10 protein-coding genes are annotated in these 15,566 nt (G+C 33.1%); 8 read left to right on the forward strand and 2 right to left on the reverse strand.

Annotated elements, in window-relative coordinates; genetic code table 11:
• Positions 1–38: 38 nt before the first annotated feature.
• Positions 39–917, reverse strand: coding sequence for an aldose epimerase (locus CVU84_09180; protein ID PKM94678.1), 879 nt, complete (start codon positions 915–917; stop codon positions 39–41).
• Positions 918–1,068: 151 nt separating this feature from the next.
• On the opposite strand from CVU84_09180, the gene CVU84_09185 reads away from it, so the two are divergent.
• Entirely contained in the window at positions 1,069–2,328 is a 1,260-nt protein-coding gene (locus tag CVU84_09185; GenBank protein ID PKM94679.1) for a UV DNA damage repair endonuclease UvsE, read from the forward strand.
• 25 nt (positions 2,329–2,353) lie between these two features.
• Positions 2,354–3,145: a lantibiotic ABC transporter permease gene (locus CVU84_09190; protein PKM94680.1), complete on the forward strand. Its 792-nt coding sequence runs from the start codon at positions 2,354–2,356 to the stop codon at positions 3,143–3,145.
• A gap of 417 nt (positions 3,146–3,562) precedes the next feature.
• Here CVU84_09190 and CVU84_09195 read toward each other — a convergent pair whose 3' ends face one another.
• The gene (locus CVU84_09195) at positions 3,563–4,576 is read right to left on the reverse strand and encodes a low-specificity L-threonine aldolase (protein ID PKM94681.1); all 1,014 of its coding nucleotides are present in this window, start codon (positions 4,574–4,576) and stop codon (positions 3,563–3,565) included.
• Between the two features lie 203 nt (positions 4,577–4,779).
• Between CVU84_09195 and CVU84_09200 the strand changes: the two genes are divergently transcribed.
• The 6 genes from CVU84_09200 to CVU84_09225 all read left to right on the forward strand — a co-directional run bounded on the left by CVU84_09200 (position 4,780) and on the right by CVU84_09225 (position 15,556).
• Entirely contained in the window at positions 4,780–5,967 is a 1,188-nt protein-coding gene (locus tag CVU84_09200) for a peptidase M24 (GenBank protein PKM94682.1), read from the forward strand.
• 250 nt (positions 5,968–6,217) lie between these two features.
• On the forward strand, positions 6,218–8,755 hold the full coding sequence (locus CVU84_09205; GenBank protein PKM94683.1) for a hypothetical protein: 2,538 nt from the start codon (positions 6,218–6,220) through the stop codon (positions 8,753–8,755).
• A gap of 49 nt (positions 8,756–8,804) precedes the next feature.
• On the forward strand, positions 8,805–10,469 hold the full coding sequence (locus CVU84_09210) for a hypothetical protein (protein PKM94684.1): 1,665 nt from the start codon (positions 8,805–8,807) through the stop codon (positions 10,467–10,469).
• A 224-nt stretch (positions 10,470–10,693) separates the two neighbouring features.
• Positions 10,694–12,832 (forward strand): hypothetical protein, encoded by a 2,139-nt coding sequence (locus CVU84_09215; GenBank protein ID PKM94685.1) that lies wholly within the window; start codon positions 10,694–10,696, stop codon positions 12,830–12,832.
• A 396-nt stretch (positions 12,833–13,228) separates the two neighbouring features.
• The gene (locus tag CVU84_09220) at positions 13,229–14,182 is read left to right on the forward strand and encodes a hypothetical protein (protein ID PKM94686.1); all 954 of its coding nucleotides are present in this window, start codon (positions 13,229–13,231) and stop codon (positions 14,180–14,182) included.
• 87 nt (positions 14,183–14,269) lie between these two features.
• On the forward strand, positions 14,270–15,556 hold the full coding sequence (locus tag CVU84_09225; GenBank protein PKM94687.1) for a hypothetical protein: 1,287 nt from the start codon (positions 14,270–14,272) through the stop codon (positions 15,554–15,556).
• Positions 15,557–15,566: the final 10 nt, after the last annotated feature.

The raw sequence follows: 15,566 nt of genomic DNA on the forward strand, positions 1-15,566 counted from the left end.
GCATTATATTATGAATGTAAGTATATATTTGTGAATGACTACTTTATGGTGATTGAGTAATGAGCTGAAAAGGTACCCATTGCTTCAAGTGATTGAATACCTAGCTTTTCTTTTAATTGACCACTAGCAGTCACTTCATCGGCAATACCAAACCAAGGTTCAATGCATACAAATGGAGCATCCTTTTTTGGAGGTGACCATATACCGACATAAGGGAAATCATCTAGGGTGAAGGAAATAGAATGCTCTGTTTTATCTGATTGTATTGAAAAAACATTCCTTCCTTTTGTTTCATAAATGATGGCGTCATTGTCAAATAAGTTTCTATTTAGAGCAAGATTAGCAGTGGTTTGTGTTAGAAATTTATTTGAGGTATCTAAATAAGGTCCCTTCAATGGGATTATCGTTCTTGAGAGTGTTGGTGATATTGCAAGGTAATAATCTTCGAATTTTGTGTCTTCAGTAATAGGAACATTGAAGCCAGGATGACCACCTATTGAAAAGTACATCATTTCCTTCACGTTTGGATTTTCAACTAAGTAAGTTACAGTTACTGTATTTTCTTCTAGTTTATAAGTAATGGTTAAGTTAAAGTCATAAGGATATATGGCTTTTGTAGTGGAATCAGAGGTTAAGCATAAACTGACGTTTGTGTCACTTTGAGAGCTAATCCTAAAAGTGTAATCACGTGCAAAGCCGTGTTGTCCCATAGGATAGATTTGTTCATCAATTAGGTATTGATCATTGATCAAACGTCCAATAATTGGGAACAGTACGGGTGCTTGTCTTCCCCAATAGGTTGAATTCCCTTGCCACAAGTATTCAAGCCCAGTATCAATGCTTTTTATGCTTGAGAGTTCTGCACCTTTTTCTGACACCAAAACGATTAAATGATTATTTTGAAGTTGTATAGTCATATCTGCTCCTCCAATTATGTAAATTATTAATATTATAGCATATAGCTACAAAAGGATATACTACATAAAAACATTTCGTTTGCAATAAAAATGGAAAAGTGATTAAATAAATACATATAGAAAAATGAAAAGATGAGAGAGGAGTTAGACAATGAGCATAGGATATGCGTGCCTAACGGTTGGAGTACTAGGAACTGATCAAAAAAGTTGCATTCTTAAAAATGTGAGCAAAGAAAAACTGGTGGAATTAATTGCCTACAACTTGAATTCTCTAGAAAAAATAATTGATTATAATATTGAAAACAATATAAAGTTGTTTAGAATTAGTTCGGATTTAATACCATTTGGATCAAGTCCTGCGAATAATCTTCCTTGGTGGAATATATTCGCAGATCAATTTCAAGAAATCGGGAACAAAGCACAACAGAATGGAATTAGGCTTTCTATGCATCCAGGGCAATATACAGTGCTGAACTCCCCTCATATTGAAGTGGTAAAGAGGGCGATTGATGATTTGAATTATCACACTCAAGTGCTGGAAAGTCTTGGTGTAGGACCTAACCATAAAATTGTTTTGCATATCGGAGGCATCTACAATGATAAAGCGGAAGCCATTAAGAGATTTATAACGAATTATCACCATTTGCAGGACTCGGTAAAGCAACGACTCATCATAGAAAATGATGATAAATCCTATAATATAAGTGACGTACTGGAAATAGGTACAGCCTTAAGTGCTCCTGTTGTTTTTGATAATCTTCATAATAAAATAAATCCTTCTAACAAAGAAATGAGCGATTTATATTGGATTAATGAGTGTAGAAAGACTTGGAAGGGAAAGGATGGCCAACAGAAAATCCATTATTCTCAACAAGATCCATTCAAGAAGGCCGGATCACATTCTAGTACTATTTATATAAATGAATTTATGGAATTTTATGATAACATTGATAGAAGTGACCTAGATATAATGCTTGAGGTTAAGGATAAAAATCTCTCAGCTGTCAAATGCATAAATTGTACTTCTGTTGATAAGAACATAAAAGCACTTGAGTTGGAATGGAGTAAGTACAAATATAAAATTCTTGAAAATTCACATCTAGATTATGTGGAAATACGAAAACTGCTACGTAATAAAAATGATTATCCTGCTATTTCTTTTTATAATTTAGTAGAAGGGGCATTAGAAAAGGAAAGTAATGTAGGGGGTTCCATAAATGCTGCGCAGCATATTTGGGGGTACTTTAAAGATATTGCTTCAGATAAAGAAAAAGACAGTTTTTTCAAAAGCATTGAAAGCTATAAACAAGGTTTAACATCGGTTAAGACGATAAGAAATCTATTGTGGAAAATGACGGTTAAATACAATCAACAATATTTATTGAATTCCTACTATTTTGTGATTCAATGATAATTAGAATGGAGGAGGAATAAAAATGACTACTAATAAAACGAGTTTATTTATAAAAGTATTTGTTTCTATAACGTTTTTGGCAATGATTCTTGTAAATGCACTGGCAAATAGTATTCCAATTAATGGAATAGGAACTGGTCAAGTATCTGATTACTATAAAAATCTATTTGCACCAGCTGGTATAACATTTGCTATATGGGGGCTCATTTATCTATTGCTTGCGGGTTATACACTTTATCAGCTTGGGGTTTTTCAAGGTTCGAATAAGTCAGACTTATTGAATAGAGTTGGAGTTTGTTTTTCCATCTCATCAATTGCAAATGCAGTGTGGATTTTCTCTTGGCATTACCAAGTGATAGCTGTATCTATGGTTCTGATGATCATAATATTAGGTTGTTTAATTTTCATTAACAAAGAAATAAATAAAGCAGAGCTTATAAGCAGAGAAAAATTTTTTGTTAGGTTGCCTTTTAGTGTGTATTTCGGTTGGATTACAGTAGCAACAATTGCAAACGTCACCACACTTCTAGTTAGCATAGGTTGGGATGGGTTTGGATTACCAGAACAGACTTGGACTGTAATGATACTTTTGGTTGGAGCTGCAATTGGTATTGCTACAACATTGAGAAATAAAGATATGGCTTATGGGCTTGTTATTATATGGGCTTATGCAGGGATATTATTAAAGCATTTATCAGAAAGTGGGTTTTCTAAGCAATATCCTACAGTAATTATGACAAGTATTATTTGCTTGGTTTTATTCTTTATGGTTGAAGTTTATGTTTTGATTTTCAATAAAAAAGAACTTATATAGATTAACGCCTACATAAAAATGAGATTCTAATATTGCGGTATTTATTTATCAGGTATATAAAGTGATTAAATACAAGTGTACCAGTTATAGTTGGTGATCAGACTGTCGATAAAAGCATTTTTTCTGATAGGTGTATACATTATTGGGCAGTAAGTGTTCATTTTTCTGGCCTTACCCTTCGGCCGGTCTGGCGAAAAATGAACACTTACTGCCTTTTATATTTATATAGAAGAAAAAATGCTTTTATCTCTGTTTTGCTAATTTATAGTTAATTAAATTGTCAACAACTGAAGTCCCCTACGAATAATGGGGACTTCTTTAATGAAACAAAATTTAGTTTAATCAGATAGTACTTGATTAAAATATCATAGAGATGTTAAGGGTAGTAGCTTGCTTTCGCTATCTTTAGTACGTCTTTTAATAGGAAGCCAGCAAATCAATAACATTTTCGATGTCAGCTTCTTTGACATCATTATGAGTAACAAATCTCCAGATTCCATTTTCTGGGCCATTTATTTTTATATGATTTTCAAGAAAAAATGACACCAATTGATCAGGTTGAATGCGTTCAGGAAGTGTAAAGAAGACCATGTTAATATGGATATCATCAAGGAATACTTGGACGCCATCAATTTTATTCAATGCTTCACCTAGTTTTAAGGCCAAGGCGTGATCCTGATATAATCGCGGAATCATTCTATCTAAGGAGACGAGCGCAGGTGCAGCGAGGACGCCAACTTGTCTTAAACCGCCACCCATAATTTTTCTGTTTTTTCTAGCTCTTTCTATAAAAGATTTTGATCCAGCTAGGATGGAACCAACAGGAGCACATAGTCCTTTAGAGAGACAAAACATAACAGAATCACAGTATTGAGTAATCTCGGTTGGAGCTACCTTAAGGTAAGTAGCTGCATTGAAAATTCGTGCACCATCTAGATGGACATGTACAGAATGCTTTTCTGCCATATTATGTACTTCTTTCATATAGGAAAGAGGAAGAACTCTTCCATTAGAGTAAGCATTTTCTAAGCAAATGAGAGCTGTTTTGGGGTAATGGATATTTTCTTCTTTTCTAATTTTAGCATCTATTTCATTTATATTCATATAACCCATTTCTGTATTTATAGTTCTTAATTGTACACCAGCAATAATCGCTGAAGCGCCAGTTTCATGACATACGATATGAGAATCATCCCCAACAATAACTTCATCACCTCTATTGCAATGTGTAAAAAGTGCAAGTTGATTTCCAAAGGTACCGCTGGGAACGAATAAAGACGCTTCTTTTCCAACAAGCTTTGCTGCTTTATCTTCAAGTTCCTTAACGGTAGGATCATCTTCGTAAATATCATCGCCTACTACTGCTTCATACATGCTCACGCGCATTTCCCAGGTTGGCATTGTTACGGTATCGCTTCTTAAATCTATCATAATGTTCTCCCTTAACTATTCAATCATATTTAAATCAATTATACTAAGAGAGGGGTTATTATACAAGGGGAATAACAAGGTAATTGTTTATGCTTTAGAAAATTCACATCAAAAAAAGTCCTTAATAATTTTCACTACCCCAGCATTTCATTTTATGGTACTATTAAAGCATTAAATTTAGTATAGCTCAAGGAGAAAAAACAATGATTTTAAATCCAACAAAAAAAGAATTAGAATATAGAATTTCAAAGTTATTTGAAGCTTTAAATGCTGCAGAAAATCAGTTTGATACTGCAATCATTATCAGCAAGGTGAATCAATATTACTTTACGGGTACGATGCAAGATGGCATTCTGATCGTGAAAAAGGATGGCACAACAGCTTTTTTTGTAAGAAAGAGCTTTGAAAGAGCAAAGCTAGAATGTCCACTAGATATTGTACATAAAATGTCTACTTATAAGGATATGTTAAATGTTATTCCATCAGCGTTAGGCAGCACCTATATAGAAACCGAAATCGTTCCGATTGCAATGATTGAAAGATTAAAAAAATATTTTAGTATGGATAAAATAAGTCCTCTTGACAGGATCATATTAAGTCTTAGAGCTGTAAAAAGCGAATATGAATTAGAAATCATAACGGAATCAGGTAAACAGCATCAGTACTTACTTGAAACGATCGTGCCAGAAATTTTGCAAGTAGGTATGAGTGAAACGGATTTTCTTACAGAATTATATAATAGAATGGTGAAGTTAGGGCATCATGGCGTCTCAAGATTTTCAATGTTTCAAATGGAATTAATTGTTGGACAAGTAGGATTCGGAGAAAGCTCAATTTATCCAACTAATTTTGACGGTCCAGGTGGAATGCTAGGTATGAGTCCTGCGGTCCCAATTATTGGAAATAGAAAACGCTATCTTAAAAAAGGGGATATTGTTTTTGTTGATGTGGGTTATGGTGTTTTGGGATATCATAGTGATAAAACACAGGTATACTCTTTTGGAATAAAACCAGATCAAGATGTTGAGAAAATTCATAATGACTGTAAAGACCTTATTATAAAAACAGCAAACCTATTAAAAGTAAATGCGATACCATCAGAAATTTACAATGAAATTACTAGCAATCTCCCCATTAGCCTATCTGAGAATTTTATGGGCTATGGTGAAAGTGTTAAATTTTTGGGACATGGTGTTGGACTTCACATTGATGAGATGCCAGTGATCTCGGGTGGGTTTAAAGTTCCACTCAAGGAAAATATGGTGATAGCGTTAGAACCAAAATGTGGGTTAGCAGGTGTAGGAACAGTAGGTGTTGAGGAAACTTATGTTGTGAAAGAGACTGGTGTGGTTTGTTTAACTGGTGGTCCTAGAGAGATCATGGTTGTATAGATGAAAAAAGTTTAGAGCAAGAAATAAAGCTTTCTATGAATGAAGATTCAATAAATAGAGAGCTTTATTTTTTTTGACTACTTGTCTTTTTGATTTTATAAAATAGTGGCTCAATTAACAGTATAATGTTAAAATATATAAATAATACAAAGTAAATATAACAAATATGATTAAATTTCGGTATGTAAGTGAGAGTAATTCAAATAAAGTTCATATAAAAAAATAAAATTATTGAGGAGTGATAAACGGAGTGGGAAATTCATTTACAAGAATAAACTCAATATTTGTTGGATTAGTAATGATGTTATCAATGTTTATGAGTATGCCATCAATGGCAACAGATAGTGATGCAGGCCTTAATGACATTTATAGCGAGTATGATTATATAGGAGCTTTTACCGAAGGTCTTGCAATAGTTGAAAAAAACGGGAAATATGGTCATATAAACAAAACAGGTAAAGTTATAGTTCCTATAATTTATGATGATTCTTTGTGTTTTGAAGAAGGATTAGCTGGAGTAAAAAGAAATGGGAAATGGGGTTTTATAGACAAAACAGGAAAAGAAATCATTCCAATTATTTATGATAGCATTGGTCGTTTTTCTGAAGGCTTCATACATGTGAAAAGAGATGGTAAATGGGGATACGTAGACAAATTGGGAGAAGAAATAATTCCTATTATCTATGACGATGTATGGTACTTCTCAGAAGGATTAGCTGGAGTTAAAGTTAATGGAAAGTGGGGTTTTATAGATAAAACTGGTGAAGAAATAATTTCAATTATTTATGACTATCCAGAGTGTTTCAGCAATGGAATAGCTATCGTCAATAAAAGCGGGAAATGGGGTTCGATAGATAAAACGGGTAAAGAATTAATGCCGTTCATTTATGAGGAGAATATGCTAATTAGAGCAAATGATGATAAAGTATTTAGAGATTATGAATATGTGCAGTTGTTCTCTGACGGACTTGCAATGGCTTGGAAAAGTGGAAAATGTGGTTATGTAGATGAGAATGGGAAAGAAGTAATTCCTGTTATTTACGAATCTTTAGATTCCTTGTACGGGGATTATATCATATTTGAAAGAAATGGAAAGCTTGGTTATGTGGATTATAAAGGCAAAGAAATAATTTCAACCAATTATGATAGTATAGATTTCATGTTCGAGGGTATGGCAGTAGTTGAAAAAAACAATAAATTTGGTTATATAGATGATACCGGTAGAGAAGTAATTTCGACTATTTATGAAAGCGCAAGTTTTTTTCTTCAAGGTTTAGCAATAGTTGAAAAAAACGGGAAGTTTGGCTTAATTGATAAAATGGGGAAAGAAATAATTCCTTTTATTTATGATCAAGTAGAATACTATTACTCTGAAAATGGTTTTATTGAAGTTAAAAAAGATGGAAAGCACGGATTTATAGATCAAACAGGTAAAGAGATATGCCCACTTATTTATTCCTACGTATCTCGATTTTCAGAAGGTTTTGCAGCGGTTGAGAAAGATGAAAAGTATGGCTATATAGACGAGACAGGAAAAGAGATTATACCCATTATTTATGACAGTGCCTTTGAATTTGAAGAAGGATTGGCATGTGTTAAAGTAGATGGAAAATATGGTTATATAGATAAAATAGGGAAAGAAATAATACCTATTATTTATGATGATTTAAGAAGGTGCTTCAAAGAAGGTTTCATTTTTGCAAAAAAGAATGGAAAGTATGGTTTTATAGATAAAACAGGAAAAGAAATAATACCTATTATTTATGAGGAGTTAGAGGACTATTTTTCTGAAGGTTTATGTCGAGCAAAAAAGAAAGGAAAATATGGTTATATTGATAAAACAGGCAAAGAAATCATTCCTTTTATTTATGATGATATAAACTGGTTTTCAGATGATTTGATAGGAGCTAAGAAAAATGGAAAATGGGGCTATTTGGACAAAACAGGCAAAGAAATAATATCAATTATTTATGATGAAATAGGCAGTTTAACAGACGATTTAGTAAGAGTTAAGAAAAATGGAAAATGGGGCTATTTGGACAAAACAGGCAAAGAAATAATTCCATTTATTTATGATGATATAAGTTACTTTTCGGGGGGGTTAGTACTAGTACAAAAAAATAATAAATGGGGTTACATAGATAAAACGGGAAAAGAGATTATTCATGTTATTTATGATAATATAAGAAATTGGTGGGGCATATTAGAAGTTGAAAAAGATGGAAAACGAGGTTATTTGGACAAAACAGGCAAAGTAATCATACCAATTATTTACGATTATATTGAACGCATTTCAGAGGATTTGATGCTAGTTGTAAAAGATGGAAAATATAAATTGCTAGACAAATCTGGAAAGGAAGTGTTTGCTACTCCAACGTTTTCAGTCGTTCTGGTAAATGGAAAACAAACTTCCGTTGATGCGTATACAATCAATGGAAACAATTACTTCAAGCTAAGAGATTTGGCAAAGATGATAAACGGAACAGAAAAACAATTTGAAATCTCATGGAATCAAACTGAGAAGGCAATCAACCTTATATCATATAGCCCTTACACTGTAGTAGGCGGGGAGATGGTTAAGGGAGATGGAAAAACTATAGCACCTTTAGTCAACTTTTCTAAGATATTATTAGATGGAGTAGAGATTGGACCTATGGCCTATACAATTAATGATAACAACTATTTTAAATTAAGAGATATTGCAGAAGTTCTTGATTTTGGTGTTACATGGGAGGATAGTACAAATTCAATAGCTATTGATACTAATATAGGGTATACGAAACCATAAAAGAGAAGTTAAAACAATAAGTTTAAACTTTAACATAGGAGGAAAAGTTATGGAAAAGTTAGTTAAAAAAATTATAAAGGGATTTTTTGCAGCAACTATAATTTCGTCAATGTTGATGAGCATGTCTGCAATGGCAGCCGATGAAATTATTTGGATTAATAACGATTATGATGTCGTTGGTGGTTTATGTAACGGATATGCAATTGTTATGAAAAGTGGAAAATGGGGTCTTATAGATAAAACCGGTGAAGAAATCATACCACTTATCTATGATAGAGTGGATTTTATTTATGACGAAGGTTTAGTAACGGTAAGTAAAAACGGAAAATGGGGCGTGATTGATGTTACTGGAAAAGAAGTGATTTCAATTATTTATGACAATATAGGATTTTTAGATAATGATGTTACTATTGTTGAAAAAGATGGAAAAAGTGGAGTTGTTGATAAAACTGGCAAACAAATTATTCCGATTATTTATGATGAAGTTGGTCGTTATTATGAAGGGTTTGCAACAGTTAAAAACAATGAGAAATGGGGTATTGTAGATAATGCAGGAAATACTATAGTTCCATTGACGTATGATTGGATACAATGCTTTTCGGAAAGCTTAGCTGGGGTTGGGAAAAATGGGAAATATGGCTTTGTAGACAAAACGGGTAAGGAAATAATTCCGCTTATTTATGACAGTGTAGGATATTTTTCAGAAGGCTTAGCGGGTATTGAAAAAGACGGAAAATGGGGTTATATAAACAAAACAGGTAAACAAATGGTTCCATTTATATACGATTATGCTTATAGTTATTGGAAAGACTTAGCAGAGGTCAATAAAAATGGTAAGATTGGATGCATAGACAAAACAGGGAAAGAAATTGTTCCAAATATCTATGACTATATAGGTTATTATAGTGAAGAGCTTGCAGTGGTTGAAAAAGATGGTAAATATGGTTTCATAGATAAAAAGGGCAAAGAAATAACTCCAATTATTTACGATGTTGCTGAATATTTTGCTGAAGGTTTAGCACTTGTTACAAAGAACGGAAAATGGGGATATATAGACTCTACCGGAAAAGAAGTAATTCCTTTAATTTATGATGGGGGAGAAAGGTTTTTTGAAGGTTTAGCAGTGGTGCAAATAGAAAACAAAAGTGGTTATATTGATAAAACTGGTAAAGAGATAGTACCAATTATATATGACAAAGCAAGCGATTTCAGTGGAGGTGTTGCAATAGTTGAAAAAAATGGTGAATATGGCATTGTTAACATAACAAACAAGAAAATCATACCTATTACTGCTATACCAACATCTTCAAAGGTATTAGTAAATGGCAAAGCAATTTTTTTTGATGCTTATTCAATTAATGATAATAATTATTTCAAGCTAAGGGACTTTGGTAAGGTTATTATTGGAACAGAAAAACAATTTGAAGTAACTTGGGATAATGATAAAAAGGCAATTAACCTTATATCTAATAAACCGTACACAGTAATAGGTGGAGAGATGGCTAAGGGTGATGGTAAGATTAAAACACCGGTAGTAAATACTTCTAATATTTATATTGATGGTGTAGAAAGCGATTTAACTGCCTATACGATTTATGGTAATAACTACTTTAAACTTAGAGATATTGCACAAGCTTTTAATATTGGAGTTACTTGGGAAAGTACTTCTAATACAATAGTCATAGATACAAGTCAAGGATATACTACGCCATAAAGAATCATAGCGGAATATAATTCTTAAGTAGGGACGGGACGTAAACACGGGAAATTATTGAATCGAATGATTGCAGTATTAGTTATCTGGGGTATGATGTATATCTGTTATTAATTTAATATATCACCATCACCTAACAAATCTGCCAAAAACCTAACAAATATGATATATTGAAAGCCCAATCCTTGGTATTATTATAGAATAAATTGAGGAGGGCATATCATATGAAACCTATCAGGAAAAGTCTTAACAAAAGTATTCAGCTCAGAAACTCAATTGGTTTTAAGCTATTAAGCATTATCCTTGCTATTGTAATAACAGGGATGAGTATACTTTCATTTTTTGCCATTGAGATTGCAAAAAAGAGTCTCGTTACCAATGAGATTGAAGCTTCAAAAACGCTTATGAAAGAAATTCAGCTTTATCTAGAAAGTGTTTCTAATCAAATTAATGGTAGTAGTGAATTAATATTTTCAAATAAACGATTGGTTTACGATGTTTGGTTAAATGAAAATTTGAAAGGTGATATCAAAGAAATCAGTAAGATTAACACACAAATGGATGAGGAAATTTTTCGGCCAATGATTACTAGCAATAAAGCCATTCGTGCGATATGGATGCTAAATGAGGATGGGATTGCGTTAGGAACGAATGAATTTGACTTGAAAAAAGCTAATTCTGATGAGTTCCAATATGCTGCCCTAGCTGGCTTTGATAAAATTCAAAACTTGCAAGAGGCGGACAAAGGTAAAATAAAATGGGTTCCAGTACATAAAGAAGAATACAAGCTTTATAATAGCTATCAAGTGATTTCCTTAATGAGATGGTTTAGAACGGGCGTATCCAGAAATCAATCGATTTATAGTGGTATTATAGTCTTTAATTTAGAACCTTCCTTTGTTTCAAGCGCTTTAGAAAGCTTAGCGCAAATGGATATTTTAAAAAAGGACGCAGTATTTTACATAACAGATATAAATGGTACAGTTCTATCTAAGCTTGATGAAACAGGGCAAATCATTAAATTTAGTCAAGAATCAGAAAATGAAAATCTATCTAAGGAGTCCTTTTATAAGGATTGTTTAAGTGCAACAGAAGATATAAATTCTACTATAGTAGGTGATTATTTAATTTCCTATGCTAAATCAGATGACTTAGGATTGGTTGTCATTAGTAAAACACCTTTGAGCAGTTTATTTACAAGTATTGAGCAAATGAAAACCACCATACTCATTATTGGTATCATAATTATATTGCTTATCGTGATCTTGACAACAATGATTGTATTGAAAATGTCACGTAGAATGAAAAACATGATCCATGCCATGAAGGCAGTTGAAGCAGGTGATTTTTCTATAGAAATACAGGATAAAAAAGCAGATGAGTTAGGGTTACTGAGTCATGCTTTCAATAAAATGATCCGTAGCGTAAGAGAACTTATCATCCTATCTACGAATAGTGCGAACAATGTTACACTTGTTTCAGGGGAAGTAGAAGCACATTCTGAAAACAGTTTGGTACTTGCAAGTGAAGTTGGGAATGCGATTGAGCACATTGCAGGATCTATTGATGAACAGGTCTATGCATCACAAGAAGGCTTGAAGAAAATTCTAGAGTTGTCTGATAATATGAATGAAATATCAAAGCGTTACGAAAAAGTTGATTCTATTTCTAAAGCAACTAGAGAAGTTAGTAATTCGGGCATTGCAATCATCAGTGATCTTGATAAGAGTTCAACAATAATGAATTCAACGATCATTCAAGTATTTGAACTTGCCAATCATTTAATTGAATCTTCAAAACGCATTAGTCAGATAGCAGATAGCATTACTTCAATTTCAGAACAAACAAATTTGATTTCTATCAATGCTTCTATAGAAGCTGCAAGAGCTAGTACCGCTGGTAAAGGCTTTGCGGTTGTAGCTACAGAAGTTCGTAAACTAGCGTCTCAGTCTGCTAATGAAGTTATAGAAATTGAAAAAATTATTAAAATGACCATACAGGATATTAATAAGACACGTCAGATTTCAGAGGAGCTTTTGCAAATTAATCAGAATCAACAGCTATACGTCAAAGACACAATTGACATATTTAAAGATATCAATCAAAACATTGAATTCATTAATGATGCGGATTCTGAATTAGACGCTGCACTAACACTCGCACTTAAAAACATTAGTTCCATTGAAATAGAAGTCAATCATATTGTAGAAACTATTGAAGCGGCCTCGGCGGCCACCAATGAGATTTCGGTTTCCACAGAGGATCAGATTGAATCTATGAAAGATTTAAAATCAATGGTAACCAAGATGAAAGATGTTATTGTGGGATTGGAAAAATCGGTAGCCATATTTACACTGGAATAAGGATTTAATACAAATCTTCAGAATACACCCTATCATTTTATATATAATATTATCTGATGTAGAAATATGTAGGTTACAGCAGAATGGTTTAAACCACCTTTAAGAGGATGAAATACTCATTAGGTGGTTTTTATCATCTAATGGTAATTGAGTTGTAAATAATATTTAATAAAAAAATTGTGATATAGAAGTTGAAAATATAGTACAATGAGATAATACAGTACATACAATAATGTTTTAATCGATGTGCAAGCGAAGTTTGCGTTTCGCTTTCGAAACCGTAGCGAATGTGGAGGTTTTGTAACATTGACTAGAGTATATTACTGAAACGGTCGATACTTTAGATAAATGACGTTTTTGATTAGTACCAATAATTTTATAACAGGGAGAATAAATATGTTTGATACAGATAAGCTAAGTGAAATGAATGTAGCAATTCAAGAAGTTGTTAACACGATACAAGAAGGTAAGATATATAATAGTCAAAAGAGAAACGCGGAGGAGTCTTTAACTTCGCTAAAACATAGACTAAATGAGCTAAATGATCAGTTGAGAAAAGAAGAGAAGGATGTTGATAAGCTTCAATCTATCTCATTTTCAAATCTGTTTCATAGTTTAATCAACGACAAGCCTGAGAAACTATCAAAGGAAGCTCAAGAGGTTCTCACCGTAAAGGCACAAATAGATAGTTTGCAATATGAGATTGTAGCAACTGAAGAACGCATCAAGGTTCTTGAAGGTAAGTTATCAGAAGTAGTAGATGCAAAAAAGAGATATGAGGAATTATTCCAACAAAAGAAAGATTATATTGAAGCTGAAATACCTGATAAATGGAAAGAAATCGATAGCTATACACATCAGATCTATGATTTAACACTTAATCAAAAAGAACTCACGGAAGCCTTGACTGCTGGGAGGATGGTAATGAGTTGTATTGAAGGTATTCAAGATTCATTAAACTCTGCAGAGGGTTGGGGAATGTATGACATAATAGGTGGAGGTCTGCTTTCTACAATGGTAAAAAGAAATCACATGGATGTGGCACAAAATCAAATTCATGAGCTTAAACATAAACTAACAACCTTTGATCAAGAGCTAAGTGATGTTGGAACCGCACTTGATGTTAACCTAGGGTTAGATGATTTTCTAGGATTTGCAGATTGGTTCTTTGATGGGTTATTTGTAGACATTGCGGTGCAGTCAAAAATCAACAATGCGATAGACCAGATTGAGAGCTTAAGAAATAAGGTAGATAGCATCATTTGTCGTCTGGAAAATGATTATAAAACAATAACTACGAAAGCAACAACTATGCAGAACGAATGTGATGACTTTATTAAGAGTATTTAACCGATGTGCAAGCGAAGCTTGTATTCAGTTACGAAACCGTGGCGAATGCGGAGGTTTTGTAACATTGACAAAAAGAGGGGGGTTATTATGAATACAACAGACCAAAAAATATTTCCATTAAATGGTCAGGATCGTTTCAATTATCTTGCTAGCTTTAAATCATTTAATGCGCAGATTCATGCGATTTTAACATTTCAAGAACATTTAGATATTGAGTTATTGAAAAAAGCGGTGAGACTATCCATTGAAGCGGAACCAATATTGAGTTGTGGAGTAGTGGAAGAAGATTTAGTGCCTTTTTGGAGAAGCTTTGATAATCTTGATACAATTGAATGGTTTACGTTTGTTGAAAGTAATGAGGTAGAGTATAAAACTCAAGAATTTCTTCAAAAACCACTAGGTTTAGAAGGGCAACAACAGTTATATGTACAATTAATTCGATCAGTTGATGAGGATGTTCTAGGAGTTAAGATGAATCATGCAAGTGCTGATGGTGGAGGTGTCAAGGAGTATTTAATTTTATTGGCTGGAATATATACACGACTATGCCAAGAGCCTCTTTATCAACCACAAATTAATTATGATGCTAGACGAGATCAAAAGAATTATTTTGATACCCTCGGGATATCTGAACCTATTACCTTGTTTAATCCAGATCAATCACCTGAGTTACCGACCTGGACATTTCCTTATCAGAATCTTGATATAGGGAGTATGTTCGTTTCAAAACGAAGAATAAATGGTGAAAATTATCGTCGTTTGTTGGAATATAGCAAAGAGCAATCGGTTACAGTAAATACAATCATATTAACTTCACTATATAGGAGTTTGTTTAAGTTGATTAGGCCTCCATTTGAAGAGGAGATGGAAATTAATGTGACCAAGGACCTTAGAAGGGAATGTACTTGTAAGCAAACAATTTGCAACCTATCTTCAAAATTGTCGATGAGAATCCCGCGATTACAAGAGGAAACATACGTAAGTACGTTGAAACGTGTTGATTTTGAAATGAAACGAATGAAAGAACGAGATAGTGGGTTAGATACAGCACTTTTTTTTGAAGTTCTTGGGGTGATTGAATATGCTCAAGCAATAGAAATACTTGACGGTTTAAAGCAGCAAGCCATTGAGAGTGGTAAATGCACACCGTTTCTATCCAATATGGGTGTTATACAACCGCTAAATTTTAATTTCGTTCAAGCAAAAGACGCATATATGCTTACACCATATATGTATGCACCAGAGTTTATGTTAGGGGTAAGCACTTATAAAGAGACGCTAACTTTAGCAGTTAGCTACAGTGAAATTTCTACTAGAAAAGAGGATGTGGAGACGTTTCTTCAACAAATGTATGAGGAGTTAACTGAGCTTTAGAAGATGTATT

It is taken from the genome of Firmicutes bacterium HGW-Firmicutes-1 (assembly GCA_002841625.1).
In the GTDB taxonomy this organism is placed as follows: Bacteria; Bacillota; Clostridia; order Lachnospirales; family Vallitaleaceae; genus HGW-1.

Bases quoted from the DNA above. Each gene is read 5' to 3' on its own strand.
- CVU84_09180 (PKM94678.1), bottom strand. From the start codon at position 917: ATGACTATACAACTTCAAAATAATCATTTAATCGTTTTGGTGTCAGAA.
- CVU84_09185 (PKM94679.1), top strand. From the start codon at position 1,069: ATGAGCATAGGATATGCGTGCCTAACGGTTGGAGTACTAGGAACTGAT.
- CVU84_09190 (PKM94680.1), top strand. From the start codon at position 2,354: ATGACTACTAATAAAACGAGTTTATTTATAAAAGTATTTGTTTCTATA.
- CVU84_09195 (PKM94681.1), bottom strand. From the start codon at position 4,576: ATGATAGATTTAAGAAGCGATACCGTAACAATGCCAACCTGGGAAATG.
- CVU84_09200 (PKM94682.1), top strand. From the start codon at position 4,780: ATGATTTTAAATCCAACAAAAAAAGAATTAGAATATAGAATTTCAAAG.
- CVU84_09210 (PKM94684.1), top strand. From the start codon at position 8,805: ATGGAAAAGTTAGTTAAAAAAATTATAAAGGGATTTTTTGCAGCAACT.
- CVU84_09215 (PKM94685.1), top strand. From the start codon at position 10,694: ATGAAACCTATCAGGAAAAGTCTTAACAAAAGTATTCAGCTCAGAAAC.
- CVU84_09220 (PKM94686.1), top strand. From the start codon at position 13,229: ATGTTTGATACAGATAAGCTAAGTGAAATGAATGTAGCAATTCAAGAA.
- CVU84_09225 (PKM94687.1), top strand. From the start codon at position 14,270: ATGAATACAACAGACCAAAAAATATTTCCATTAAATGGTCAGGATCGT.